The sequence below is a fragment of the Albibacillus kandeliae genome, assembly GCF_003116585.1.
Taxonomy (GTDB): domain Bacteria; phylum Pseudomonadota; class Alphaproteobacteria; order Rhodobacterales; family Rhodobacteraceae; genus Albibacillus; species Albibacillus kandeliae.
The window spans coordinates 179,035-203,846 of record NZ_QEHM01000003.1; the positions used below are offsets into that span (position 1 = coordinate 179,035).

The following is a 24,812-nucleotide window of genomic DNA, read 5'->3' on the forward strand; positions in this document are numbered from 1 at the left end:
GTCATCCTCCCGTCAGCACGGTGAATTCACCCAGTACGACCATGCCCCCACAGGCCGCGTTGTCCATGATCCGCGCCGCTGGCAAGGACGAGATCATGACGGTCATGGAGCCCTTGACGATGGGGTGCGGACCGGTGCCGCTGACGTGCTGGTCGGTCACCCGGGCCGCGGGCTTCTTGCCCACGAGAACGGTTGGCGCCCCCACCATGGCAATCGGCAGCGGCGCGCCCGGAGGCGGCACCGGCGGGGCCGGCGGCGGTGCTGGCACACAGCAGCCGCACATGTCGCCCAAGCGTGCTTGCGGCATTCCCATCAGACTTCTCCCTCGAGCTCTTTGGCGGGCTTCACATGGCCATTGCCGCCCCGGGCGATATCCACCGCCCGGTCGATCATAAGTTGTATCTGCGCATCAAACTTATCAGAGAGCATGTTGAGCGCCACCATATTCATAGCGTAGGCATGGAGTTCCGCGGCCCCGGCCGGAGCCGGATACTGGGCCAGGTCACCGGGCCCCAATGTGCCATCGGAATAGACCACCGCATTCGCACAATTGGTCGTATCATCATCGACATAGGCGTTGTCGAGGCTGTGCCGCGCCACGTCGCGGTTCTCGTCGGTCGGCTTGAACACCCAGGCCTCGGACGCGGTCAGCGGCTGGGGGTCTGCGGGCGACTTGGGACCGATGTAATCGCGCGCGGCAAGGCAGGCCCACCACACCCGCTCGCGCGGGGGTAGCAGCACGGCCATCACCAGCAGCAGGTCGAACCAGGCCTTCTTGGACTCCAGTTCGGTCAGCACCTGTTCGGGCGCCGCGCTGGCGGGGGCCAGCAACGGGGTCTTGATCAGGATGTTCGCCTGCGACAGCAGCTTGGCTGCCGGCTCCTTGGGCAGCTTGACAAGACCTTTGAAACGTTCGCTCATCGTCCCTTCCCCCCTTCTAGTTAATCATGGTGATGCCGCCCTTCAGGGTCAGCATCCCGTCGCCCTTGACCGTGGTCATGGGCGATTTCACTTCTGCCATGGCCGTGCCCTGAACCTTGATCATCGTTCCTTTGACGGTCACGCCGGTCTGGTCGATCTTGATCGAGTTCGCCCCGACCTTCAGCTCGATCGACTGCATGGCCTCCATCGTGATCTTGCCCATCGAGACATCGACCGTCAGGTTGCCCATCGACACCGTGGTCTCGTGGTTGCCCTGGCTCACCTCGTTGGTGAAATTGCCCATGCTCACCTCGGTCGTATGGTCGCCCTGGGCAATCGTGGTCGAGTAGTTCTGCTGGATCGTCTGGGTCTTGTCGGTCTCAATCTCGATGGTCTGGCTGCCGGTCTCGATCTTGAATTCCTCGTCGCCCTGCTGGATCGTCAGGTAGTGGCTGCCTTCCTGGATCGTGCGGGTCACGTGGTTGCGGATCACCTCGCTCAGGCTTCCGTCCTCGTCATGAGCTCCGGCATCCACCTCGTCCAGCCCGATGGTCAGCACCGACTTGTTCTTGATCAGGAACTGATGGTCCTTCTGCGCCTGAACGCGCATCTTCTCCTCGCCCATCTTATCATCGAACATCAGTTCGTTGTATTCCTGGTCGGCGTTGCCGCCCTTGGACGAATTGGTCCGGATCCCGAGTTCGGTGGCGTTGTCGGGATACTTGAAGGCCGGCTTGGTGTCTTCGTTCCACAGCATCCCGGTACAGATCGGCCGGTCCGGATTGCCTTCCTCGAACTGGATCACGACCTCCTGCCCGATCCGCGGGATCGCGACCATGCCCCAGCCCTTGCCGGACCACGGCGTCGCCACACGGACCCAGCAGGAGGAGTTTTCGTCGTTGCTGCCTTCCCTGTCCCAATGGAACTGGACCTTGATGCGACCGTGTTCGTCCGTGTAGATCTCCTCGCCCGACGGGCCGACCACGATGGCCGTGTGCAGACCCGCGATTTCGGGCCAAGTCGTCTCGAGAGGGGCGCGGTACTGGATCGCCTCGGGAATGCATCCGAAGTAACAGCAGTAGTCCATCTTATCCATTTCTTCGGGATAAGTCAGGTCTTCGCGGTCACGGTCCTGCCGACCGGGGTCGATCCGCTGGGACGACGACGGGCGGAAATAGTGCACCGCCTCGGTGATCAGGTACTTGCCGTTGTCGCCCTCGGGGGCTTCCGCCAGAGTGAACTTGAACCCGTTCGCCACCTCGCGGGCGGTGGTCACCCCGCGCTTGACCTGAAACGCGATCTCCTCGGCCTCCATCCGGACCTTCGACAGACGCTGCCCGCGTCCGGTGTCCTTCCGGTAGTGACCGGGGTAGTGATAGAGCTCGTAGCTCTTGTGGGAGTGCGAGCTGCTGGTCCCGGTCTGCTTGACCACCTTGAGATCGGCCTTGGGCGTCAGCATGTCGAAATCGTTGAGCGTGACCTTCCCCGAGATCACCGCCTCGGCGCTGGCCCAGTCGGTCAGCGTGTTCTCGACCTGGAACGATCGGCCACCGGTGCCGGTGTACTTCAGATTGGCAAGCCCCGGAATGTCGCTGTGCGATCCGCTGGCATCGTCGGCGAGGATCATCTTGTTCTTGGTGCCGGAGTTCGCGGAATTGTCGAAGTAATAGTAGATCCCCTCCTCTTCCATCAGGCGGCTGATGAAATCGAAGTCCGTCTCGCGGTACTGAACGCAGTAAACCCGGGTCTCGTAGGACGCGCTGAGTTTCTTGGTGTAATCGACAAAGCCGTGATCCGCGAAGATCTGCTCGATGATCTGTACCGCCGTCATTTCCTGGAAAATCCGGTTGTCCGAGGTTCGGGTCAGCATCCAGAGCCAGTGGCGGACCTTGGCGACGTAATGGAAATGAACGCCGGTCTCGGTCTTCTTCTGGCCGATGCATTCCACCGAGATGCAGATACCGTTGAAATACCGGTCGCCCGCTTCCTTGGTGATCAGCTTGACCGACATCTCCTGCCCGACCAGGTCCTTCAGCTTGATCGGGCCCTTGGTAACGAACTCGACGGTCATATCGGTCAACCGGCTGAAATGTTCCCGGATGGTGGCACCGATCAGCCAGCGTTCTTCATCGCCCTTCAGCGCTTCAATCTTGCCTTTCAACTCAATCTGCACATTGGCCATGGGCTGTCCTTTCAAATACGGGCTCAGGAGACACCTGCGGGGCAATCACTTCAATGAACTGCTTCACAGATCCTCCAGAAGGGCCGCCAGTTCGGCATCAATATCGCCATCGTCCCCTGCGGGCTCGGCGCTGTCGTCAAACCCGGCAAGCAGGGCGTCGAGATCGTCCTCGAGGTCAGTGTCGTCCTCCGCCGTTTCAGGTGCGGCGGTTTCGGCTGGTCGGGCCACCGGGGCCGGTTTCGGTGGCGAGGGCGGCGGCGGCGTTTCCCCGGTCCACGGGCCGAGGATCTCTCCCCCTCCGACCGACTGGAACGAGGCCAGCCGGATCTCGTCGCGGCCCTTTACCGAGACCACCGGCATGAAGCCCCGCGCCATCACCTTCTCGACCTTCGACTGGGTCAGGTTGCGCTCGGTACAGGGCAGCTGGACCTGATCGCCATAACGGTCATCGACAAAGTGGTAGGGCACCTCGCCAAGGCTCATCACCGAGCCGAGGTTCATATGCGCGCCGTTCTTCTTGAACGACTTGGCCAGCAGGATCGCCACCAGAACCACGGGATTCGCCCAGAGCAGGCCCGCGAGGCCCGACTTCATCGTGAACTCCTCGAACTCGAACTCGTAGATCGGTTCTGTCTTGGCGCCGTAGGGCCGCCGCAGCATGAAGCGCGGCGTAACCAGTCCAAGATGCCGCGCCTCTGACATGCCCCTGAGCGTATCCCACGCGTTCGCCACCAGCGGGTGACGGTCCCCCTTCTCGACTTCCATGAAGCCGGGCGTCATGGCGGCAAAGAAGGGCGCGTCCACATGCGCGGCCACCCGTGCGATCCGGCCCAGAAGTTCGGCGTGGGGCGGTGTCTCCTCGAAGCTGTAGAGCCCCAGCAGCGCGGAGTAACCACCGCGCCCGTTCTCCTCGTCCAGCGGCGCTTCGGTCAGCAGGCGCACCAGCCCCGATTGCGACAGGTCGTCCGCCGAGGCGAGATCCGCCGCGATCTCCTCGGCGGAGACATCGTAAAGCATGACGTCGAGCGTATCGTCGGTCTCGATGCTGCGCGCGATCAGGTCGATCGACCGCCACTGCGCCTCGAGCGACTGGAACTCGGGGTGATGCAGCACCAGCCGCATCGCCGCCGAGAGCGACTCGTCCACCGCCGTCTGCATCGCCTTGGCATCGGCACCGGGCACCGCGCGGATATGCGGGCCGACCACGCGCGCCAGCAGGTCCTCGACCGGCGAGACCTGCGTCAGCGCGCCGCCGGTATCGCCGATCAGCTTCTGGAAATCACTCAGCCGCCGGTCCGCAGGCACCGCGTTCCCGCCCGAGCGCAGCTTGGCCGGGGCCGCGTAGGTCCCGTGCTTCTCGCTCCACTCCCTGAGCCGCTTCATCGCGTTCTCGGCGGTCGAGCCCATGCCGAGCTGACCGCGCAGCCCCACCAGCTCCGAGAAAAGTTCGACGTTTTCGTAAAGCTCGTCGGGATGCAGATCGTCCAACCCCTTGAGCTTGACCTCGACCCCGGCGCCGTCCTTCCCGATGGGCAGGACCAGAGTGGTCGCGAAGCTCTCGATCACCTCTTCGGCGGTGTCCGGGTCCAGCAGGATGGCCTTGCGCGCCGCCAGCGCCTCCCCGGTTTCCACCAGCCCGCGCGCCGCACGCCCCGAGAAATCGCCGAAGATGGCGATCCGGAACCGCTTGCGCCGCAGCCGCGCGGCATCGGGCCGTTCAGATGTCATCAGCCCGAAGGCGAACTCCGCGTCCCTCGTCATAGTCGCCTCCCCTTCCCCGGCCTCCCCCGGGGCTGTCGCCGTCTCATCGCCCGCCAGATCGCCCAGCAGGTCGTCAAGACCGTCCCCGGCCTCCGGCGCGTCGCTCGTCAAATCCCCCAGCAGATCCGCAAGCGGATCGTCCTCGGCCGTGTCCGCCGTGTCCCCCAACAAGTCATCGAGCCCATCGTCCGCATCCGGCGTGTCACTGGTCAGGTCGCCCAGCAGATCTGCCAACGGGTCGTCTTCGCCCGCCGAGGCCTCGGGCTCCGCCGTGTCTCCCAGCAGGTCGCCGAGCACATCGTCCGCGTCCGCCGCATCACTGGTCAGATCGCCCAGCAGGTCGGCCAAGGGGTCCTCTTCACCCGCCGGGGCTTCGGGCTCGTCGTCAGAGGAGCCGGCGAGAATGTCATCGAGCCCTGCGAAGTCGTCCTCCAGCGCGTCGGCCGCCGCCTCAGCATCATCGGCCAGAAGGTCCGAGAGCGGGTCGTCGAGCCCCGCAAAATCGTCCTCTACCGCATCCCCCGCCTCAGCATCATCGGCCAACAACTCCGCAAGCGGGTCGGCCTCGGACTCTGCATCACTGCCCAGCAGGCCCGCCAGCGCATCGTCGTCATCAGCGACCGTTGCCTCCGGCGCATCACCCGGAAGATCGGCGAAGAGGTCATCCAGGCCATCGAGATCGGTCGCGCCGGCCTCCGGATCGGCTTCGAGCTCCTCGCCCATCAGGTCCGAGAGCAGATCCGGGTCCGGCTCGGCGTCATCGCCTAGCAGATCGGCCAGAGGGTCCTCGGCCCCCGCCGAGTCCGCCGCGACCTCGGATTCCTCTCCCAAAAGGTCCGCAAGCGGGTCGGCCTCAGGCTCAGAGTCATGTCCCAGCAGATCGGCCAGCGCATCGTCGTCACCAGCGCCCGTTGCCTCTGGCGCATCACCCGGCAGATCAGCGAAGAGGTCATCCAAACCATCGAGATCGGTCGCGCCGGTCTCTGGCTCTGCTTCGAGTTCGTCGACCATGAGATCGGCGAGCGGATCCGCTTCAAGCTCGGCGTCATCGCCCAGCAGATCGGCCAAGGGGTCCTCGGCCCCCGCCAAGATCTCCGGCACGTCGTCAGGCGGCCCGCCGAGCAGGTCATCGAGTCCAGCGAAGTCGTCCTCTACCGCATCCGCCGCGACCTCAGCATCATCCGCCAACAATGCCGCAGGTGGGTCGGCCTCGGACTCTGCGTTTTCACCCATCAGATCGGCCAGCGCATCGTCGTCACCAGCGCCCGTTGCCTCTGGCGCATCACCCGGCAGATCAGCGAAGAGGTCATCCAACCCGGCGAGGTCGGCCGCGTCAGTCTCAGGCTCGGCTTCGGCGCCCTGTCCCATGAGATCCGCGAGCGGAGCCGCGTCAGGTTCCGCGTCATCGCCCAGCAGATCGGCGAGTGGATCGGCGTCCTCAGTCAGCTCCGCGAGGATCGCATCCGCGCCACTGTCCGGCTCAGGCTCAGGTTCGACCCCGGACAGGCCGGCGAGAACGTCCTCCACCGGGTCCGCCTCAGGCTCTACGGCCACCATCTCCCCGAGCGTCGCAAGGACGTCGTCCGATGTGTCTTCCGCAGCAGGCTCGGGCTCGACAGCACTCAACCCGGCGAGGATATCGCCAGTCGTATCGGTCTCCGACAAGTCTTCTGATGTCGTCGCCCGCAGCGCATCCAGCGCCGCAGACCCATCCTCCGCCTCGACCTCCTCCGGCGCAGCAGCACTCAGACCGGCCAACACATCGCCGGTCGTATCAACCTCGACCACGTCCTCAGGCGCCGATGCCCGCAGCGCATCCAGCGCAGCGGACCCATCATCCGCCTCGACTTCCTCCGGCGCAGCGGCGCTCAAACCAGCCAACACATCGCCAGTCGTATCGACCTCGGCCACGTCCCCAGGCGCCGATGCCCGCAGCGCATTGAGCGCAGCCGACCCATCGTCCACTTCAACCTCTTCCGGAGCCGACGCACTCAAACCGGCCAACACATCCCCGGTCGTATCGACCTCGACCACATCCTCAGGCACCGAAGCCCGTAGCGCGTCCAGCGCAGCGGACCCGTCGTCTGCCTCAACCTCTTCTGGCGCAGCCGCACTCAAACCGGCAAGCACGTCGCCAGTCGTATCAGCCTCGACCACATCCTCAGGCGCCGATGCCCGCAGCGCGTCCAGCGCCGCAGACCCATCGTCCTCTTGGACCTCATCCGGCGCAGCGGCACTCAGACCGGCCAGCACATCGCCGGTCGTATCAACCTCAGACACCTCTTCAGGCGCCGAAGCCCGTAGCGCATCCAATGCGGCAGACCCATCATCCGCCTCAACCTCTTCCGGCGCAGCCGCGCTCAGTCCGGCCAGAACGTCGCCAGTCGTATCAACCTCAGCGACCTCCTCAGGCGCCGAAGCCCGCAGCGCATCGAGCGCAGCCGACCCATCGTCCGCCTCGACCTCTTCCGGCGCCGCGGCACTCAGACCAGCCAGCACATCGCCAGTCGTATCAACCTCAGCCACGTCCTTGGGAGCCGATGCCCGCAGCGCATTGAGCGCAGCCGACCCATCGTCCACTTCAACCTCTTCCGGAGCCGACGCACTCAAACCGGCCAACACATCCCCGGTCGTATCAACCTCGGCCACATCCTCGGGTGCCGAAGCCCGCAGTGCCTCGAGCGCCGCAGACCCATCGTCCTCCTCGACCTCTTTTGGCGCAGCCGCACTCAGACCGGCCAGCACATCCCCGGTCGTATCAACCTCGGCCACCTCCTCGGGGGCCGATGCCCGCAGAGCATCCAGCGCCGCAGACCCATCGTCCGCCTCGACCTCATCTGGCGCAGCTGCGCTCAGCGCCGCCAGCACCTCCCCGGTCGTATCAACCTCTACCACGTCCTCCGGCGCCACGGCCCGCAGCGCATCGAGCGCGGCGTCCTGTTCGGAGGCGGCCCCCTGCGGGAGCGTGGAGACGGCAGAGAGCAGCGCGGAATCGTTCAGGATGCGCTCGATCAGCGCCTCGGCGCCGGACTTGCCGTCCATGTAGGCCATCAGGTTCGACAGCTGCGTCCGCGCCTCGAGCAGCGCGCGCAGGGGTTCGATCTTGGCCGCGATCGCGCCCGGTTCGAAGTCGGACATCTTCTCGAAGGTCAGATCGACCGAGAGATTGCCCTCGCCAGTCAGCGTGTTGGGCACCGAGAAGGCGGCGCGGGGCGCCATCGCCCGCATCCGGTCGTCGAAGTTGTCGACGTCGATCTCCAGGAACTTGCGGTCCGCCACGGCCGGTTGCGGCACTTTGGATTTGCCAGCGAGATCGCTCATCACGCCCATCACGAAGGGCAGCTGCACCTTCTTCTCGGCCCCGTAGACTTCGACATCGTACTCGATCTGAACCCTCGGGGCGCGGTTGCGCGCGATGAACTTCTGCGAGCTATCTGCCATCGCGTGCGCCCCGCTCTGCCGCCAGTTCCGCCCGCAGCGCCTTGATCTCCTCGTGCAGCGCCTTGACCTGATCGCCGACGAGGTCCGTCTCGCTGCGCACGAGGTCGCGCAGCTGCTCGAACTCGGCCTCGGTGTCCTCTTCCACGGCGGACTGCATGGTGTTGACCAGCAGACCGATGAACAGGTTGAGGACCGAGAAGGAGGTGATCACGATGAAGGGCACGAAGAACACCCAGGCGGTCGGGAACTCCTGCATCACCGGCCGCACGATGCCCATCGACCAGCTTTCCAGCGTCATGATCTGGAACAGCGAGTAGAGCGAGCGCCCGAGGGTGCCGAACCATTGCTCGAAGGCATCGCCGTACATCAGCGTCGCCATGACGGCGAAGACGTAATAGACGATCGAGAGCATGATGATCACCGCGCCCATGCCGGGCAGCGCGTCCAGAAGGGCCTGCACCACCGCCCGCATCTGCGGCACCACCGAGAGCAGCCGCAGCGTCCGGATGACGCGCAGCCCCCGCAGCGCGGAGAGCCCGCCGCCGGACGGCATCAGGCCGATTGTCACGACGCAGAGATCGAAGATGTTCCACGCGTTGTTGAAGAACTTCAGGCGGTAGGCGTAGAACTTGAGCAGGAGCTCGATCACGAAGATCGTCAGCGCGATGCGGTCGATCACGTTCAGCACCGGCCCGATCATCGACATGATGGAGTGCGAGGTCGACATCCCGAGCGTGACGGCGTTCAGGATGATCACCGTCATGATCGCGTTCTTGAACTTGTCCTTTTCGACAAGCTCACGCACCGCCTCCCGGCTACCGCTAATTGCCAACTCAGCCATTTCCGCCCTACCGACCTTTTTGCCTGAGAATGCCCTGCCATCCCCGGCAGCAGCATCCGATCATCAGTTCATGTTTCAATCCGCCCGTACCGGCGGCATGGGCGTGCGGCATCTCACCGCGCGCCCGTCTGTTGTCAAACTTCTTCCGCCAGCACGTTGTCGATCTCGACTCCGACGCTGTCGATCAGCACCAGGATCTGGTCCAGCTTGCTGAAATCCGTGAAGCCGGCGCCCAGCGCCAGATCCCCGAGGGTGATCAGCTTTTCAAGCTTGCTGGCCCAGTCCGGCTTCTTCCCGTTCAGCGCCGCGATGCTCTTCTTGTAATCGGTTTCGCGCTTGCGGGCGTCGGCGACCTTGCCGATGGCCTCGCTGACCTCGGCGACCTTCTTGGCCGTCGCGGTGTGCATCTTGGCGATCTTGGTGTTGAGCGTGGGCAGGCGCTTGGAGGTGTAATCCCGGTTATCCAGCTCCTTCTTGACCTTCCGGTCGATGTCCCTCTGCAGCACTTCCTGCGCGTCGATCAGATCGTTCAGCTTGGTCGCCATCTCGCTCAGCTTCTTCTCGATCCGGTCGAGCTTGCCCTTGAAACTGTCAAAGGCGGTGTTCATCCCGTTGATCGACTTCACCTCCTTGGGCGAGAGCTGGTTCAGGAACTCGACCACGAACTCCCGGCCCACGGTCTTGGCCTTGCCCTTGGTCTTGTAGGTCTTGAGCAGCGAGTCGATGTAGCCCTTGAGGTCCGCTTCGGCCTGGTCGATGTCCTTGCGCAGCCGGTTGATCTCCTTGCCGAGCGAGAGGACCGCCTTGTAGAGGCCGTAGATCGCCGCGATCCCACCGGCCCCGCCGCCCGCACCGAAGGCCACGACCGTCCCGAGCGTTGCCGTCGCCACGCCCAGTGACCCAACGGTGACCTTGAACACGCATTTGATGACGTACTTGTTGGCGTCGCCCTGAACCTTCTGCCACTGCTTCAGGTGGGCCTGCGCCTTGGCCTGAAGAATAGGCTCGAACTTGTCGAGGATTTCCGGCGCGCTCTTCTGCCATTCCTGCGCGACCCAGGCCTTGCTCATGCCCTTCTTGAAGAAATCCCTCTCGATCCGCTCCGCCTCTTTGGCGAGGTGGGACACGGCAATCTTGTAGAGCTTGCTGACGTCGGCGAAGATCTTGTCGGCGATATAGCTGTCGTTCTTGATCTTCTCGTAGAGCGCATCGTCGACCTGAAGGGCGACGTCGAACTTCATGTCTTTCGGCGGCAGCACGATCTGCAGTTTTGCCGTGCCGCGGATCGCGGAGGCCAGATCGTTGTTCAAGAGGGGAATGGTCTTCATCTGTTCGTCCTGCTTTCGTCAACGGAAGGCCCTGTCACGCAGGGCCCTCCCTTTCGATTGCCCCATTCAATCGAAGCTGTAAGTGAACTCGTTATCACTCACATCGAGTGCGACCTTGGAAATTTCCTTTCCTTCCATCATCCTGCGCAAAAATTCGGCAGAAATTTCAGGAAGCATGGTGTTGGTCACGATGGCGTCGATCATCCGGCCGCCGCTCTCCAGTTCCTGGCAACGTTCGACGATCGTATCGACCACCGCGTCGGTGTATTCGAACGGCACGCCATGCGCTTCCTGTACCCGCTTCTTGATGCGGTTCAGTTGCAGCTTGGTGATCTCGGCGATCATCGTCGGGCTGAGCGGGTAGTAGGGGATCGTCACCAGTCGGCCCAGCAGCGCGGCGGGGAAGATCTTGAGCAGCGGGTCGCGCAGCGCCTTGGCGATGCCCTCGGGCTCCGGCATCAGGTCCGGGTCCGAGCACATGTCCATGATCATGTCCGAGCCTGCATTCGAGGTCAGCAGGATCAGCGTGTTCTTGAAGTCGATCACGCGGCCCTCGCCATCCTCCATCACGCCCTTGTCGAACACCTGGAAGAAGATTTCGTGCACATCCGGGTGCGCCTTCTCCACCTCGTCGAGCAGGACGACCGAGTAGGGCTTGCGCCGCACCGCCTCGGTCAGCACCCCGCCCTCGCCATAGCCGACATAGCCCGGAGGCGCGCCCTTGAGCGAGGACACCGTGTGGGCCTCCTGGTACTCGGACATGTTGATGGTGATGACGTTCTGCTCGCCGCCATAGAGGATCTCGGCCAGCGCCAGCGCAGTCTCGGTCTTGCCGACGCCCGAGGTCCCGGCCAGCAGGAACACCCCGATGGGCTTGGAGGGATTGTCGAGCCCGGCGCGCGAGGTCTGCACGCGCTTGGCGATCATCTTCATCGCGTGGTCCTGACCGATGACGCGCTGCGCCAGCCGTTTCTCCAGCTCGAGGATGGTTTCGATCTCGTCCTTGACCATGCGGCCCACCGGGATGCCGGTCCAGTCGCCGACGACCGAGGCCACGGCCTGATGGTCGACGATGGGCAGGATCAGCGGGCTGTCACCCTGCAGCTCCTCCAGCTCCTTGTTCTTGGCCTTGAGCTGCGCCAGCAGGTCGGCCCGGGCCTCCTCGCTCAGCGGGCTCTCGCCCGCCTGTTCCTCGGCGGCTTCGTCCACGGCCGCCTTGTCGGCGGGCTGGGCGCCCTCGCGCAGCTTGGCGCGCAGGTCGAGGATCTGCTCGACCACGGCCTTCTCACCGTCCCAGCGGGCTTCCAGTTCCTTCAGCCGCGCTTCCTCGGTCTCCTTCGCGGCTCCCACGGCCTCGCGGCGGTCGGCCACGTCGTAACCGGCGGTCTCGTCCCGGTCGATGATCTCCATCTCGGTCGCCAGCGCCTCCAGACGGCGGCGGCTGTCATCCACCTCTGCCGGCACCGCGTGCTGCGACACGGCCACGCGGGCGCAGGCGGTGTCGAGCAGGCTCACCGACTTGTCGGGCAGCTGCCGCGCCGGGATGTAGCGGGCCGAGAGCGTCACCGCCGCCTCGATCCCTTCGTCCAGCACCTGCACGCGGTGGTGCTTCTCCAGCATCGAGGCGATGCCGCGCATCATCAGGATGGCCTTCGGGATGCCCGGCTCGTCCACCTGCACGACCTGGAAACGGCGGGTCAGCGCCGGGTCCTTCTCGATGTACTTCTTGTACTCGGCCCAGGTGGTTGCACCGATGGTGCGCAGGGTACCGCGCGCAAGTGCCGGTTTCAGCAGGTTGGCCGCGTCGCCCGTGCCCGCCGCACCACCCGCGCCGACCAGCGTGTGGGTCTCGTCCACGAACATGACAATCGGGATCGGGCTGGCCTGCACCTCGTCGATGACGCTGCGCAGACGTTCCTCGAACTCGCCCTTCATGCTGGCGCCGGCCTGCAGCAGGCCCACGTCCAGCACCAGCAGGCGCACGTCCTTCAGCGCCGGGGGCACGTCGCCGCGCGCGATCCGCAGGGCAAAGCCCTCGACCACCGCCGTCTTGCCCACGCCGGCCTCGCCGGTCAGGATCGGGTTGTTCTGGCGACGGCGCATCAGCACGTCGATGACCTGCCGGATCTCCTCGTCACGGCCGACGATAGGGTCGATGTCGCCGTTGCGCGCCTGTTCGGTCAGGTCGGTACAGAACTGGTCCAGCGCCTCGGTGCTGCCAAGCTGCGCCTTGCGCGCGCCGCTGGCTTCGCCGGGCTCGGCCCCGCCGCCGGTCGAGGAGCCATCCTGCGGACGCAGGCTTTCCTCGGGCGAGCCATCGGTGATCTTGCGGAAGTTGTCGGCAAGGTCGTCGGGCCCGATCCGCGCCAGCTCGGGCGAGATGTTGGTCAGGATGTTGCGCAGCGCCGGGGTCTTGAGCATCCCCAGCAGCAGGTGGCCGGTGCGCACCTGGCTCGAGGAATAGAGCAGCGAGCCCCAGACCCAGCCGCGTTCCATCGCGTCGAGCAGGTGTTCGGACAGGTCCGAGATCGAGGTCGCCCCGCGCGGCAGCTGGTCCAGCGCCCGGGTCATCTCGGTCGCGATCTTGCCGGTGTCCAGCTTGTAGTGATCGACGATGCGGTGAATGTCGCTGTCCTGACCGTTCAGGATCTGGTGCAGCCAGTGGACGACCTCCACGTAGGGATTGCCGCGCATCTTGCAAAAGACGGTCGCGCTCTCCACGGCCTGATAGCCCAGCTTGTTCAGCTTCCCGAAAAGGGACACTCGGCTGATTTCGGTCATCCTATTACCTTCCCAAAGTAATCGCGCCCGCGACGGGCGTCACATGTTCTGTAATTGCGCCGGGATGCAGAAACAGGTCGCCTGCATCCGGCCTCTCCTCATCCGCGTCCCGGCGCGACGCGGTCCAACTGGTATGCCCAAGCCGCGTTGTCCCGCCCAATCCGGCGCGCGGCACCTCGTCTCCCGCGAGGATCAGGTTGACGTCCCAATCCAGCGCGTCCCCGACGTAATTGCGCACGGCCGCGCGCAGCCGGTCAAGCGCCTCGCCGCCGGGCAGAAGCCTTTCGTAATCGGCCAGCGACAGGGGCCCGATCCGGATGCGGAACTTGTCGGCGCGGGTCCAGACCCGGCTGCCGATGCTGGTGCCCAGCCCCAGCCCGACCCGTGCGCCAAGCTGCCACTGGTCGTCCGGCTCGAGCTCCAGCCACGAGCCGATGAACTCCTCCAGCTCCACCGGCGCCTCGAAGAAGGCCGACAGGATCGAGACCAGCCCCTCGGGGTTGCGCGCGCTCTGGGCGTAGTGGCCGACGTAGTGCAGCCGGGCGAGATCAGGCAGCGCATCGCGGTCGCGCAGATAGTCGCCGTGGAACCCGCCCAGCGCCGCCACCTTGCGCGCCATTGGGTCGTCGCCCCGGTCGAAGCTCGGCGCCGGCTGGCCCGAGGTCCATGCCCGGTAGAGCAGCCCCATCATCCGGTGGATCAGCATGTCCACGAAGGCGACGATGGTCCGGTCGCGGTGGTTGCGGTAGCGGTCCCGCACGTATTCGGTCATCTGCAGCGGCAGCGGGCCCTGCGGACCGAACAGGCCGAAGAAACGGTTGATCAGCCGCGCGGGCTTCTTCCCCTCCGGCGGCGTGAAACTTGCGATGGTCGACGGAGGAAAGGCAAGCTCGGCCTCCTGGCCAAGGCGCACCTTGTCCTCGCGGGGTCGACGGCTCTCGCCCAGCCTCGGGTTGTCCGGATAAGCCGCCTCGATAATCCGAAGCGCCTGAAAGACATGATGTCTTTCAGGTTCGCGTGCCAGCCTTCCCAGGTGGCTCAGATCATCCGGCCCAGGCCTCTTTCCGGTCGCCATCTGGCAATTTCCCCGCGTTTCTGCGTTTTCAGGACGGTTTCAGTAAAGCTGTTGATCGTGGCATATCTGCGAAGGAACCGCTCCAGCACGGCCCCAAGGACAAAGACGCTGGTGCCCTCGAAGAAGCTCTCGTCGAACTCGATGGTGATCTCGAGCCCGCGCACGGCGGTCGACAGCACCTCGTCGCTCATCCGCCGCACGATGGGCCGCGACGCGACCCCGACAATGCCCTCGAGCTGCTTCTCGGTGACCCGGTCGCCCAGCGGCGCATAGAGCCCGATCAGCTCGCGCAGCGCCTCCGGCGCGCTGCCCCTGCCGGTCTCGACAATCGAGAGGTAGTTCAGGCTCAGGTGGCTGATCAGCCGCCACGCGGTATCGCCCTGCGCCAGCGTCGGGTGCGGCCGGGTCGGCGACACCGGCAGCCGGATCGACTTGACCGGGCCGCCCTCGGGCAGCTGGAACACGTCCTTGTCGCCGGTCGACAGCAGCATGGGCAGGTCGCGGTTGGAACAGAGCGCCCGCACCGCCAACTGGTCGAGCCCGGCGGCATAGGGCGCCTGGTTGCGGTCCACCAGCGTGAGGTAGACCTCGGACCCGAGGTAGGAGGTCCGCACACCGCGCAGCCGCTCCTTCTCGGACCGCTGACGCATCCTGCGGCGGATCGAGTAATAGGCCGGGTGCATCTCGCCCGCGGCAGTGAAATCGGTCGAGGAATAGAACGGGCGGAACACCACGTCCTCCTCGCCCTCGCCGCTGATCCCCACCACCTGATCGAGGCTGTAGATCTCGAAATCGAGGCCAGCCGTACGGCTGGGCACGATGTGCTGTTCGGTCTCGGTCGAGCGGACGTGGATACGGTCGCAACGCTTGGGGAACAGGTTGATCGCGGGCACCGCGTGCAGGGTAAAGGCCTCGGGCGTCACCATCGGCCCGATCTCGCGCCGCGTCTCTCCCAGCAGGATGTAGATATCCACGTCCGATCCCTCGGCGCGTTCGAGGGCCGGTTGCAGCCCCTTCAGCTCGACGAAGAGATACCGCTCGGGCATCGCGAAGTATTCCTGCAGCAGCCGGTAGCCGTCGAACGACCGGCGCGGTGTCGGCAGCAGCGCTTCGCTCTGTTCGAACCCGCGCGGCCGGACCCGGCCAGCCGCCAGCGGCTGCGCCCAGTCGGCCCGCCGGTCGGTGGAGCGTCCGCAGAGGCCCAGGGTCTGGGTGCAGAGCAGTTCCAGCAGCGCCCAGCCGTTGCCGCCCCCGCCGCCGAGGTAGACGGCAAGGTCATCCATCGGCAGCTTGGCGATCTTGTCCCCGTCCTTGCGGCGCAGGCGCAGGCGCACCGCAGCGCGTGCATCGGTATGCCCGGCAACACCGGCCGCGACCAGTTCGCCCCGTCCGTCGATATACTCGGCCTCGGCGATCTCGATCGGCCAGAGCGCGAGGTCGGCCGAAGTGCGGAATTCGCAGGGCGTCTGCTCGCCCTCGGCAAGGCGCGAGCGCAGCACCGTGTGGCGCGGCAGGACGTAACCGCTCTTGACCGCCGAGTTGCCGATATCGGGCTCGAAGGCCGCGATCATCATCGAGGGCGTCGGCGCAAGGTAGTGCGGATAGACGATCTCGAGCAGGTTGCTGGTGAAGGCCGGGAACTGAAGCTCAAGCTCGAGCTGGACCCGGGCCGAGAGAAAGGCGACGCCCTCCAGCAGCCGCTCGACATAGGGGTCCAGCACCTCGACCCCTTCCATCCCGAGCCGCGAGGCGATCTTGGGATAGGCCTCGGCGAACTCTGCGCCCATGTCGCGCAGGAACAGCAGTTCGCTCTCGTAGTGCTTCATCAACCGCGTATCCATGTTACGCGCTCCGTTCCACGAGGACTTCGCCGGTGGTCACATCGACCTTGCTGCGCAGGTACAGCTCCATCGGCAGGGGTTGGGCCCACATGTCGGCCCGGATGTTCAGGGCGATGGTCATCTCGCCCTCGTCGTCTTCCGGGCTCAGGGCCACGTCGACCGACCCCCGGATGATGCGGGGTTCGTGGATCTCGATGGCCTTTTCGATCGACCGCCGGATCAGTTCCGCCCGCTCCGCGGTCGAGAACTCGCCCGAAACCTCGCGCAGCCCGTAGTTCAGCACCGACCGCGTGACGTTCGGATAGATCTCGGGGTCGAGACTGCTCTCGATGTTGTTGGTGTTCAGCAGCCACGACAGATCGCGCTGGATGATCTCGCGCAGGCGCGACAGGTCGATCACGCGGAAATCGCGTGTTTCCTTGAGCTGGCCGGGCTCCTTGTCCGTCAGCCGGTCGAGCAGCGACGGTTGCAGTCTTTCGGAAATGGTCTTGTCAGCCATCCAATGCCGTTTCCCCGGTTTCGCCCCCTGCATCCACCGCAAACGCTTCCGGATCGAACGCGTCCATGCGGAGCAGGCGCAGATCCATCAGCGAAATATCTCCCTCGTCGGTGGCCAGCAGCCGCTGGCCAAGGCCCACGAAAGTCTCGCCTCCCGCGTCCTCCCAACTCGTCGCGCGCGCCAGCTTGGCCGCCGCGTCGCCGCGCTCGGTCGTGCCGGCGTAGCGGGTCGGGATCAGCGCGGGAACGTTGCCGCCGTTCATCAGTGTCAGGCTTGCCGCGGTCCAGACCGCGTCGCGCAAATCGCTCGGCGGTTCGATCGCAAGGCTGCCGATGGCGCTGAACGGCAGCCAGAAGTACCGCCCGTTGACGATCACTTCCAGAACCGGCCCGATCCGCATGTCGGCATCGGCGATCCATTCGAATTTCTGTCCGTCGGCCTGCCCGCCTGCCGCCGGTGCCGCGTCGAAGGCCCGCGCGCGCAGGTCGGCGGCCTCGGTCATCTTGCCCATGCCCGTCAGCTTCTGCGCCTCGATCAGCAGGGCCAGCCATTCCTGCGGCTCGCCGAAGATCAGCGGCTCCTTCTCGCCCGCGAAGACCTTCTCGCGGTAGACTTCGCAGATGATCGCCTCGCGGTAGGTCCGCGCCATCATGGTCGCCGCCTCGTCCATCTCGGCGGAGAGCTTCAGCTGGGTGATCGCGCGTTTCCAGTCGCCTAGGACACAGAGCAGCTGGAACAGGAAGATGCGCAGTTTCGGATTGGCAGGATCCTTGCGGACCTTGTCTTGCAAGGTCGCGAGCGTCGCATCTAGATCGCCCGCCTTCAAATGCTCTTCTGGTGTCATCCGTCCCTGCTCCCGTTTTTGTAGTTCCCACCCCGGCCGGCGCCGCCAGTTGGCGCCGGCCGGGGGTCTTCAGCCCATTTCGCCGTCGGTGACGCTCCAGTCGAAGGTTCCGCCCGTCTTCAGCCCCCCGGTCTTCGGATCGGCGGTCTTGTACTCCACACCGATGCGACGATAGGCGAGATCCCAGTTCTCTTCCGGGACCTGCTCTTCACCGCCCGAAACCTCGTACTTGTCGATGACGACGTCGTAGAGGGTCCAGATCAGGTAGGGTTCCATGGCTTTGGCCCCACTGATGCCGGACCGGCACATCTCGATCCTGATTTCCTTGCGCACGGTGCCATCCGCGACCGAGAGGATCAGCCTCGGAGAGGCGATGCTCAGCTCGGTGGTGATGCTGACCTTGCCGAAACTCGAGTTGGCAAAGCCGCGCTGCGCGGTGCCCATGTCACCCACGTCGATGGTGCGCGACAGTTCCCACGACAGGGACTTGGCCGGAATCCAGTCGACATGGTTGCGCTCAAGGCTTTCGCCCTGGATGTCATTAATCTTTACAAAGGTATTTTCCATTCACACGCCATCCAGACAGAAATCGAAACAGATCCGGGCCCAGAAAGGGCCCGGACAGGTCATTTCAGGCTGGGCCTCAGCCCATTTCGCCAGCCATGAGATCCCAGCTGAAGTTGCCGCCGGTCGACAGGGCGCCGGTTTTCGGATCGGCTTTCTTGTACTCGATCTCGATGCGGCGGTAGGCCAGGTCCCAGTTCTCTTCCGGCACCTGCTCTTCGCCGCCGGAGACTTCGTACTTGTCGATCACGACGTCGTAGAGCTTCCAGATCAGGTAGGGCTCCATGCCGTGGCCCGAGCTGTCGCCCGACCGGCACATCTCGATCTTGATCTCCTTGCGCACGGTGCCGTCGGCGACCGAGAGCATGAGTTTCGGAGACGCGACGCTCAGTTCGGTGCTGACGCTGACCTTGCCGAAGCTCGAGTTGGCGTAGCCACGCTGGGTGGTGCCGAGGTCATCCATGTCCAGGGTCCGGGTGACTTCCCAGGACAGGGTCTTGGCCGGGATCCATTCCTTGTGGTTGCGTTCCAGGCTCTCGCCCTTGATGTCGTCGATGTAGATAAAGGTATTTTCCATGTTCTATCCTTTCAGGGGGTCGGCGATCTGCGCCATTTATTGGGGGGGCAAGCCTTCCAGATGCCTCAATTACGCACCTTTCTCGGAAGGCAGTTTCGAAACCAGCCGCAGGGACACTGACAACCCTTCGAGCTGATAGTGAGGACGGAGGTAGAACTTCGACGAGTAATAGCCGGGGTTACCCTCCACTTCCTCTACGACGACTTCGGCAGCGGCGAGTGGTTTCCGTGCCTTTTCACGTTCGGACGAGACGTCCGCGTTGAAGTCGACGTATTGATTGATCCAGTTCTGCAGCCAGTTTTCCATGTCGTTGCGGCTTTTGAACGAACCAACTTTGTCGCGCACCATGCACTTGAGGTAATGTGCAAAGCGGCAGGTCGCGAACAGGTATGGCAGACGGGCCGCCAGGTTTGCGTTCGCGGTCGCATCCGGATCATCGTATTCCGCAGGCTTGTGCAGCGACTGCGCGCCGATGAAGGCGGCGATGTCCGAATTCTTGCGGTGGATCAGAGGCATCATGCCGTTCTTGGCAAGCTCGGCCTCGCGCCGGTCCGAGATCGCGATCTCGGTCGGGCACTTCTGGTCCACGCCACCGTCATCGGTGGGGAAGGTGTGAGAGGGCAGGTTGGCAACGGCACCGCCGCTTTCCACGCCGCGGATCCGCGAGCACCAGCCGTATTCCTTGAACGAGCGGTTGATGTTCACCGCCATGCCGTAGGCAGCGTTCACCCAGCCGTACTTCGAGCTGTCGGCACCGTCGGTGTCCTCTTCGAAGGCGAATTCCTCGACCGGCTCGGTCTTGGCGCCGTAGGGCAGACGGCCCAGGAAGCGCGGCATCGCGAGGCCGACGTACTTGGAGTCTTCGCTTTCCCGCAGCGACCGCCACGAGGCGTATTCCGGCGTCTGGAAGATCTTGGTCAGATCGCGCGGGTTGGCCAGTTCCGACCAGCTGTCCATCTGGAACAGCGTCGGCTTGGCGCCGGTGATCAGCGGTGCGTGTGCCGCGGCCGCGATCTTGGACATCTCACCCAGCAGCTCCACGTCCTGCGGGCTGTGGTCGAAGTGGTAGTCCGCCACCAGCGTGCCGTAGGGCTCGCCACCGAACTGGCCGAATTCCTCTTCGTAGACCTTCTTGAAGATCGGCGACTGGTCCCAGGCGGTGCCTTTGAACTTGCGCAGGGTCTTGTGCATGTCCTTCTTCGAGATGTTCATCACTCGGATCTTGAGCATCTCGTCGGTTTCGGTGTTGTTCACCAGGTAGTGCAGACCCCGCCACGCGCTTTCCATCTGCTGGAAGTCTTCGTGGTGCAGGATGAGGTTGACCTGCTCGGTCAGCTTCTTGTCGATCTCGGCCACGATGCTCTCGATCGAGCGCAGCGCGTCGTCGGAGATCAGCGCGGTATTGGCCAGCGCCTGCTGGGCCAGGGTCTTGACCGCGTTCTCGACCGCCGTCTTGGCCTGGTCGGATTTCGGCCGGAATTCCTTCTGCAGGAGGCTCTCGAATTCAGAGGACCCGAATGCGGTTGCTGCGCCTGCGCTTTCGACCTGGGCTTGTTCTTCTGCCATTGTCCCGTCCTTTCCCCTTACTCTTCGCCGTCAGCCTTGGGCGCCGGCTGGGCCGCCAGCGTCTTCAGCAGGCTGGGGTCCTGGATGATCTTGGTGATCAACTGCTCGGCCCCGGTTTTGCCGTCCATGTAGGTCATCAGGTTCGACAGCTGGGTACGCGCTTCCAGAAGCTCGCGCAGCGGTTCGACCTTGGCGGCGATCGCGGCGGGCGAGAAGTCGTCCATGCTCTCGAAGGTGATGTCCACGGCGAGGTTGCCTTCGCCGGTGAGCGTGTTCGGGACGGTGAAGGCGGCACGCGGTGCCATCGACTTCATCCGGCTGTCGAAGTTGTCGACATCGATCTCGAGAAACTTGCGGTCAGCAACCGGGGGTTGTTCCACCTCGGACTTGCCGGCCAGGTCGCTCATGACCCCCATCACGAAGGGCAGTTGGACCTTTTTCTCGGCACCGTACAGTTCGACATCATATTCGATCTGCACCCGGGGCGCTCGGTTGCGCGCAATGAATTTTTGTGAACTTCCAGCCATGTATAGCTCCCTTGATGTCCCTAATATGTACCCACTTTGCGTGTCTTTCTGTGAACCATATCACAGGCGTGGCATTTTTTTGGCGCGCCTGCGCTTTTTATTCGTCGTCAATGCCACCGACGAGATTCACGTTATCAATCCCGTTAGGGGCGATATCGCGAATGATCGTCAGGAAATCCGCATTTACCAGTCGCTTGGCCCGACGCAGCAGGATCGGCAGCGGGCTCGAAGGTTCGTAGCGCTGGTAATACTCGATGATGCGGTCAAGGGCGTTGGCCACATCGTTGGGGGATCGAATGGCGCCCACGGCGCCGCCTCCGGCACGCGCGGGCGCGTCACCGGCCATGGCCATCGGTGCGCCGTCGTCCGACTCCGCACCGTCCTCTTCCGGCTCGACCGCGTCGCCACCGGCGTACTTGCCGAGCGCCTTGGCGATCTGCCCCATCAGCTTGATCACCGGATCAAGCTCGGGGCCCTGACCGGGCGTGTTCTCGTCGAACACCTTGGAAATTGCCTTGAGATCGTCGAGCGCGGTCTGCGCGGCCTTGAGACGGCCCTGCACGACCTCTTCATCGCTGTCCTGGAACGCGGCCGAGATGCTCGCTGAATCGGGAATGCGGTCCATGCCCTCGGGCGCCTGCGAAAGGCCCTCGGCAATCTCGATGTCGCGCATGGTGAAACGGCCGAAACCGCGGCTTTCGCTCAGCGGCGTGCTGCGCAGCGAACGATAGACCGGCGACGGGCCGCTCTGCCCGCCCGGATTGCCGCAAAGGCCCTGGATCGCGTTGACCCGCATCGTCGGGTCGTCGTCGTCATCCTCGTCGAGCTCCGGGTGACAGGTCGCCCAGTGCTGTTCGAGACAGCCGCGTATATAAGTCGTCACCTTGGAGAAACCGATCAGACCCTCGGTATGGAGGATCGCGTCGGCAAGGTAGACCGCGGCGCGGAGGTCGTGGCTGCGTTGCAGCACTTCCTGCGCCTTTTCGATCACTTCCTTGTAGTCGGGATCTTCCGCCGCGGTGATGGTGTCGCCGATCTGGGTTTCCTCGCCGGGCTGTGCCGCGAGTTCCATTTCAACGAAGACCGGATCGTATTCGAGATTTTCGCCGCTGGGAGCGTCATCGCTCCGCGCTTCGAGTAGGGCTACCGGGTCCATGTTTGTCTTCCTCCGAGACCGTCAAGCTGTGAGCAATCGCCACCTTCGAGCCCACCCCGGCAATCTGTACAGTAAACGACTTCACACAGTACAAAAAAACAATAGCTTGACGCTTAGACAGCCTTATCGTTTCCTCAAAGTCAATTGCATTTCGAACCGTTGTCGGGAGTTTGGTCATGGGTGACGTAAATCTCAAAGGCCCCGAGCTTAAGAAGCTTGTTAAGCTGACGAAGAAGAAACCACTGGCCTTCGCCTATTCCCCCGGAAAGAAACCGGAAGAGAGCGTTTTCGCCATCGACAAGCGCAAGACGCCCGGGATGCTTGGCAAGCTGGCCAAGAAGGAAAGCACCGGCATGAAGGTCGCCTACGGGATGTGTTCCGTAGAGAAGAAGCTGATGACGCTGACCTGCGAGTCCGTCGTACCGACGATGGCCAAGTCGCTGAAGAAGCTCCTGAAAAAGGACAAGGTCAACCTCAACATCGTGATTATAGGGCCTGACGGGAAGGAACTTGAGAGCGATATCGAGGACCTGCCCGACGATCCGGAATTCGACGATGATACCATCGGTTTCGACGAGGACGATGCCGAGGACGCGCAGGACGATGCGCAAGAGGGTGAGACCGGCGAGAGCGAGGAAGACGAGGACGGCAAGGAAGATCTCGTCGCGCTCCAGAAGGCCCTGGCCACTCGCCTGAAAGCTGTGCAACCGACCATCTTCGCCACACAGGGAACCATCGGCGAGAAGCTCCGGGCGCTGCTCGCAGCCGCTGTCGGACAGCTCAAGTCCGGTGACCTGCAAGCCGCCGAAAAGTCGGTCGCGACGCTCGAAGCCGCCGTTGCCAAGCTGGGGAATGTTGCCAAGGAGGCGCCCGAGGCGCCGCAGGCCCCGACCCAGGAAACCAGCAGCAACGACGAGGCCAAGGACAAGCCGGCGCCGGGCAACCAGCAGGACGCGCGCGCCCTCGCCGCCCGTGCCGCCAGCGTCAAGCAGGCCATCGACGGCCTTCAGGACCCGATCAAGAGCAAGCTGCTGGCCGCGCTCGGACAGGCCGCCAAGATGATCAAGGAAGGCCAGCTCGAAACCGCCGCGATCGCGCTCGACCGCATCGAGGACGCGACGCAGAAGGCGATGTCCCAGACCGGCGATCAGACCGCCACCTCGCCGGAACAGAAGAAATGGGAGGCCGCTGAGTCCAAGCTGCAACCGCTGGTGGACAAGGCGATGGCCGACAAGCGCGGCGACCTCGACGCGATCAACCGTGCCTTCAACTACGCCAAGGAACTGGCCGCCGACGGTGCCTATGACCGGGCTCTCGCCGCTGCGGGCAAGGTCGCCGAACTGCTCAAGGCCGCCGCGACCATGACCGGCACCGCCGCCGCGCAGGAGGCCGATGCCTCGATCCCGGCGAACCTCGTGCCCTACGTCCAGTCCCGCCTCGCCTGGATCAAGACCCGCGCCGCGCTGCGCTCCGAACTGGCAGGCCTGAAGTCCGCCATCGACTCGATGACCGCCGACGTCGAAGGGCTTGAGGACGTCTCGTCCAAGACCTCGTCGCTGTTCAACTACCTCAACGACATCGACAGCAACCTCGAGGACACGCTCGAACAGCTGGTCGAGGCGCCCGAGGGTGACGCGCGCGACAAGCTCAAGGCCAAGGCGCGCCAGATCGTCGACAGCTACCGCGGTGTGCTCGACGGCGAGTTCTTCAAGGACGTCGACAACAACGGCTTCGTGCAGACCAACATCCGCGGCGCCGCGCTGGCGTCGCTGGGCGAGGTGAGCGACGCGCTCGCCGCGTGACACCGAACGAGGCCACCGCAACCCGGAGGAGACGATGGCGGTTCTGAAAACCCTGGTCGGCGGCCTGGCCGCTGCCCTTGTCGCGGCCCTGCCCGTGACCGCGCAAGAGACCACCGCCAAGGGCGGTCTCGGCGTGGAACTGAACAAGTTCGAGGAAATCGAGGGCGGCGGCTGCCGCGCCTACTTCCTGTTCCGCAACGATACCGACAACAGCTTCGAGGGCTTCGAGATGAGCCTCGCGATCCTCGATGCGGAGGGGGTGATCGACCGGCTCCTCTCGATCGACGCGGCGCCGCTGCCGGTCGCGCGCACCACGCTCAAGCTCTTCGAGATCCCGGGCCTCGCCTGTTCCGACATCTCGGAAATCCTGCTGCACGACCTCACCTCCTGCAAACCGCAGAACGGGGAAGAGATGGACTGCTTCCCCATCCTGTCGCTGACCAGCAAGACCAGCGCCCAGCTGGTCAAGTAGGTCATGGGCATGTCCTTGGAGACCCTTGGCAGCGGCGGCCCCATCATCCTTGTCCTCGCGGTGCTGTCGCTTCTCTCGCTCGCCCTGATCGTGGTCAAGATCCTCCAGCTCTGGCCGGTGCGCTCCGGCTCCGCGCTGCGGGCGCGCGCCTTTGAACAGTGGAAATCCGGCGACAAACATGGCGCGCGGCAGACCGTCGAAGGCGGCAAGTCACCCGCCGACCGGGTCACCGCCTACGCCATGAAGGCGCTGGCTGCCGGCTTCAGGGGCCCGGCGCTGGAGGCTGAACTGACCCGGCGCGGCAACGAGGAAGTCGCCGAGATGGGCTCGCTCATCCGCCTGCTGGAGCTGATCGCCATGGTCTCGCCCCTGCTGGGCCTGCTCGGTACCGTGCTCGGCATGATCCAGTCCTTCCAGCAGCTCGAGATGGCCGAGGGCGCCGCCAATGCCTCGGTCCTCGCAGGTGGCATCTGGCAGGCCTTGCTCACCACGGCGGCGGGCCTGCTGGTCGCCATCCCGGCTGCGGTCGCCGCCGGGCTGCTCTCGGCCCGGATCGACCGCGCCGCCCAAGGAATCGAAAGCGCGGTCGGCGAGCTGATGCTGACCGACCAGAACCCGAACCTCTGACCGGAGG

Annotated in this window: 19 protein-coding genes and 1 pseudogene; 3 read left to right on the forward strand and 17 right to left on the reverse strand. The window is 64.4% G+C overall.

What is annotated here, in order from left to right; translation table 11 throughout:
• Position 1: 1 nt before the first annotated feature.
• From DDT93_RS06790 to tssA, 17 genes and pseudogenes are all read right to left on the reverse strand, one after another.
• A complete protein-coding gene (locus DDT93_RS06790; protein WP_109465059.1) occupies positions 2-313 on the reverse strand; it encodes a PAAR domain-containing protein in 312 nt (103 codons plus the stop codon).
• Positions 313-921 carry a DUF6931 family protein gene (locus DDT93_RS06795; protein WP_109465060.1) on the reverse strand — a complete coding sequence of 203 codons (609 nt, stop codon included), beginning with the start codon at positions 919-921 and terminating at the stop codon, positions 313-315. The genes DDT93_RS06790 and DDT93_RS06795 overlap by 1 nt, the downstream gene beginning before the upstream one ends.
• Positions 922-937: 16 nt before the next feature.
• Complete coding sequence (locus DDT93_RS06800) at positions 938-3,103, reverse strand: type VI secretion system Vgr family protein (RefSeq protein WP_109465061.1); 2,166 nt, start codon at positions 3,101-3,103, stop codon at positions 938-940.
• A gap of 63 nt (positions 3,104-3,166) precedes the next feature.
• Complete coding sequence (locus DDT93_RS27100) at positions 3,167-6,421, reverse strand: type VI secretion system contractile sheath domain-containing protein (protein WP_332872696.1); 3,255 nt, start codon at positions 6,419-6,421, stop codon at positions 3,167-3,169.
• Positions 6,422-7,819: 1,398 nt separating this feature from the next.
• Positions 7,820-8,305, reverse strand: a pseudogene (gene tssB / locus DDT93_RS26895) (type VI secretion system contractile sheath small subunit); the annotation flags it as partial.
• Entirely contained in the window at positions 8,295-9,146 is an 852-nt protein-coding gene (locus DDT93_RS06810) for an ion transporter (protein ID WP_109465063.1), read from the reverse strand. The gene DDT93_RS06810 and the pseudogene tssB (DDT93_RS26895), both read right to left, overlap by 11 nt.
• A 134-nt stretch (positions 9,147-9,280) precedes the next feature.
• On the reverse strand, positions 9,281-10,474 hold the full coding sequence (locus tag DDT93_RS06815) for an ATP-binding protein (protein ID WP_109465064.1): 1,194 nt from the start codon (positions 10,472-10,474) through the stop codon (positions 9,281-9,283).
• 66 nt (positions 10,475-10,540) lie between these two features.
• On the reverse strand, positions 10,541-13,255 hold the full coding sequence (gene tssH, locus DDT93_RS06820) for a type VI secretion system ATPase TssH (protein ID WP_109465065.1): 2,715 nt from the start codon (positions 13,253-13,255) through the stop codon (positions 10,541-10,543).
• Positions 13,256-13,259: 4 nt separating this feature from the next.
• Positions 13,260-14,330, reverse strand: coding sequence for a type VI secretion system baseplate subunit TssG (gene tssG / locus DDT93_RS06825; RefSeq protein WP_109465066.1), 1,071 nt, complete (start codon positions 14,328-14,330; stop codon positions 13,260-13,262).
• Positions 14,294-16,171: a type VI secretion system baseplate subunit TssF gene (gene tssF, locus DDT93_RS06830; protein WP_109465067.1), complete on the reverse strand. Its 1,878-nt coding sequence runs from the start codon at positions 16,169-16,171 to the stop codon at positions 14,294-14,296. Before tssF ends, tssG begins: the two co-directional genes overlap by 37 nt.
• A 1-nt stretch (position 16,172) precedes the next feature.
• Positions 16,173-16,670 (reverse strand): type VI secretion system baseplate subunit TssE, encoded by a 498-nt coding sequence (gene tssE, locus DDT93_RS06835; protein WP_109465068.1) that lies wholly within the window; start codon positions 16,668-16,670, stop codon positions 16,173-16,175.
• Complete coding sequence (locus DDT93_RS06840; RefSeq protein WP_109465069.1) at positions 16,663-17,514, reverse strand: type VI secretion system accessory protein TagJ; 852 nt, start codon at positions 17,512-17,514, stop codon at positions 16,663-16,665. Before DDT93_RS06840 ends, tssE begins: the two co-directional genes overlap by 8 nt.
• Before the next feature lie 69 nt (positions 17,515-17,583).
• The gene (locus tag DDT93_RS06845; RefSeq protein WP_109465070.1) at positions 17,584-18,081 is read right to left on the reverse strand and encodes an Hcp family type VI secretion system effector; all 498 of its coding nucleotides are present in this window, start codon (positions 18,079-18,081) and stop codon (positions 17,584-17,586) included.
• A gap of 76 nt (positions 18,082-18,157) precedes the next feature.
• Positions 18,158-18,655: an Hcp family type VI secretion system effector gene (locus tag DDT93_RS06850; RefSeq protein WP_109465071.1), complete on the reverse strand. Its 498-nt coding sequence runs from the start codon at positions 18,653-18,655 to the stop codon at positions 18,158-18,160.
• 69 nt (positions 18,656-18,724) lie between these two features.
• Positions 18,725-20,221, reverse strand: a complete 1,497-nt coding sequence (tssC, locus tag DDT93_RS06855; RefSeq protein ID WP_109465072.1) for a type VI secretion system contractile sheath large subunit — start codon at positions 20,219-20,221, stop codon at positions 18,725-18,727.
• Between the two features lie 17 nt (positions 20,222-20,238).
• Positions 20,239-20,748: a type VI secretion system contractile sheath small subunit gene (gene tssB, locus DDT93_RS06860; protein ID WP_109465073.1), complete on the reverse strand. Its 510-nt coding sequence runs from the start codon at positions 20,746-20,748 to the stop codon at positions 20,239-20,241.
• Between the two features lie 97 nt (positions 20,749-20,845).
• Positions 20,846-21,904 (reverse strand): type VI secretion system protein TssA, encoded by a 1,059-nt coding sequence (gene tssA / locus DDT93_RS06865; RefSeq protein ID WP_109465074.1) that lies wholly within the window; start codon positions 21,902-21,904, stop codon positions 20,846-20,848.
• Between the two features lie 176 nt (positions 21,905-22,080).
• On the opposite strand from tssA, the gene DDT93_RS06870 reads away from it, so the two are divergent.
• The 3 genes from DDT93_RS06870 to DDT93_RS06880 are packed head-to-tail and all read left to right on the forward strand — an operon-like array spanning position 22,081 to position 24,805.
• Positions 22,081-23,706 carry a hypothetical protein gene (locus DDT93_RS06870; RefSeq protein WP_109465075.1) on the forward strand — a complete coding sequence of 542 codons (1,626 nt, stop codon included), beginning with the start codon at positions 22,081-22,083 and terminating at the stop codon, positions 23,704-23,706.
• 34 nt (positions 23,707-23,740) lie between these two features.
• Positions 23,741-24,178 carry a hypothetical protein gene (locus DDT93_RS06875; protein WP_109465076.1) on the forward strand — a complete coding sequence of 146 codons (438 nt, stop codon included), beginning with the start codon at positions 23,741-23,743 and terminating at the stop codon, positions 24,176-24,178.
• Positions 24,179-24,181: 3 nt separating this feature from the next.
• Entirely contained in the window at positions 24,182-24,805 is a 624-nt protein-coding gene (locus tag DDT93_RS06880) for a MotA/TolQ/ExbB proton channel family protein (protein WP_109465077.1), read from the forward strand.
• Positions 24,806-24,812: the final 7 nt, after the last annotated feature.

What these genes read in the sequence shown, in the direction of transcription:
- tssB (WP_109465073.1), bottom strand. Translation starts at nt 20,748, where the DNA reads ATGGCTGGAAGTTCACAAAAATTCATTGCGCGCAACCGAGCGCCCCGG.
- DDT93_RS06810 (WP_109465063.1), bottom strand. Translation starts at nt 9,146, where the DNA reads ATGGCTGAGTTGGCAATTAGCGGTAGCCGGGAGGCGGTGCGTGAGCTT.
- tssG (WP_109465066.1), bottom strand. Translation starts at nt 14,330, where the DNA reads ATGGCGACCGGAAAGAGGCCTGGGCCGGATGATCTGAGCCACCTGGGA.
- tssA (WP_109465074.1), bottom strand. Translation starts at nt 21,904, where the DNA reads ATGGACCCGGTAGCCCTACTCGAAGCGCGGAGCGATGACGCTCCCAGC.
- DDT93_RS06875 (WP_109465076.1), top strand. Translation starts at nt 23,741, where the DNA reads ATGGCGGTTCTGAAAACCCTGGTCGGCGGCCTGGCCGCTGCCCTTGTC.
- DDT93_RS06815 (WP_109465064.1), bottom strand. Translation starts at nt 10,474, where the DNA reads ATGAAGACCATTCCCCTCTTGAACAACGATCTGGCCTCCGCGATCCGC.
- DDT93_RS06845 (WP_109465070.1), bottom strand. Translation starts at nt 18,081, where the DNA reads ATGGAAAATACCTTTGTAAAGATTAATGACATCCAGGGCGAAAGCCTT.
- tssC (WP_109465072.1), bottom strand. Translation starts at nt 20,221, where the DNA reads ATGGCAGAAGAACAAGCCCAGGTCGAAAGCGCAGGCGCAGCAACCGCA.
- DDT93_RS06790 (WP_109465059.1), bottom strand. Translation starts at nt 313, where the DNA reads ATGGGAATGCCGCAAGCACGCTTGGGCGACATGTGCGGCTGCTGTGTG.
- DDT93_RS27100 (WP_332872696.1), bottom strand. Translation starts at nt 6,421, where the DNA reads ATGGTGGCCGTAGAGCCTGAGGCGGACCCGGTGGAGGACGTTCTCGCC.
- DDT93_RS06850 (WP_109465071.1), bottom strand. Translation starts at nt 18,655, where the DNA reads ATGGAAAATACCTTTATCTACATCGACGACATCAAGGGCGAGAGCCTG.
- DDT93_RS06880 (WP_109465077.1), top strand. Translation starts at nt 24,182, where the DNA reads ATGGGCATGTCCTTGGAGACCCTTGGCAGCGGCGGCCCCATCATCCTT.
- DDT93_RS06795 (WP_109465060.1), bottom strand. Translation starts at nt 921, where the DNA reads ATGAGCGAACGTTTCAAAGGTCTTGTCAAGCTGCCCAAGGAGCCGGCA.
- tssH (WP_109465065.1), bottom strand. Translation starts at nt 13,255, where the DNA reads ATGACCGAAATCAGCCGAGTGTCCCTTTTCGGGAAGCTGAACAAGCTG.
- DDT93_RS06870 (WP_109465075.1), top strand. Translation starts at nt 22,081, where the DNA reads ATGGGTGACGTAAATCTCAAAGGCCCCGAGCTTAAGAAGCTTGTTAAG.
- DDT93_RS06840 (WP_109465069.1), bottom strand. Translation starts at nt 17,514, where the DNA reads ATGACACCAGAAGAGCATTTGAAGGCGGGCGATCTAGATGCGACGCTC.
- tssF (WP_109465067.1), bottom strand. Translation starts at nt 16,171, where the DNA reads ATGGATACGCGGTTGATGAAGCACTACGAGAGCGAACTGCTGTTCCTG.
- tssE (WP_109465068.1), bottom strand. Translation starts at nt 16,670, where the DNA reads ATGGCTGACAAGACCATTTCCGAAAGACTGCAACCGTCGCTGCTCGAC.
- DDT93_RS06800 (WP_109465061.1), bottom strand. Translation starts at nt 3,103, where the DNA reads ATGGCCAATGTGCAGATTGAGTTGAAAGGCAAGATTGAAGCGCTGAAG.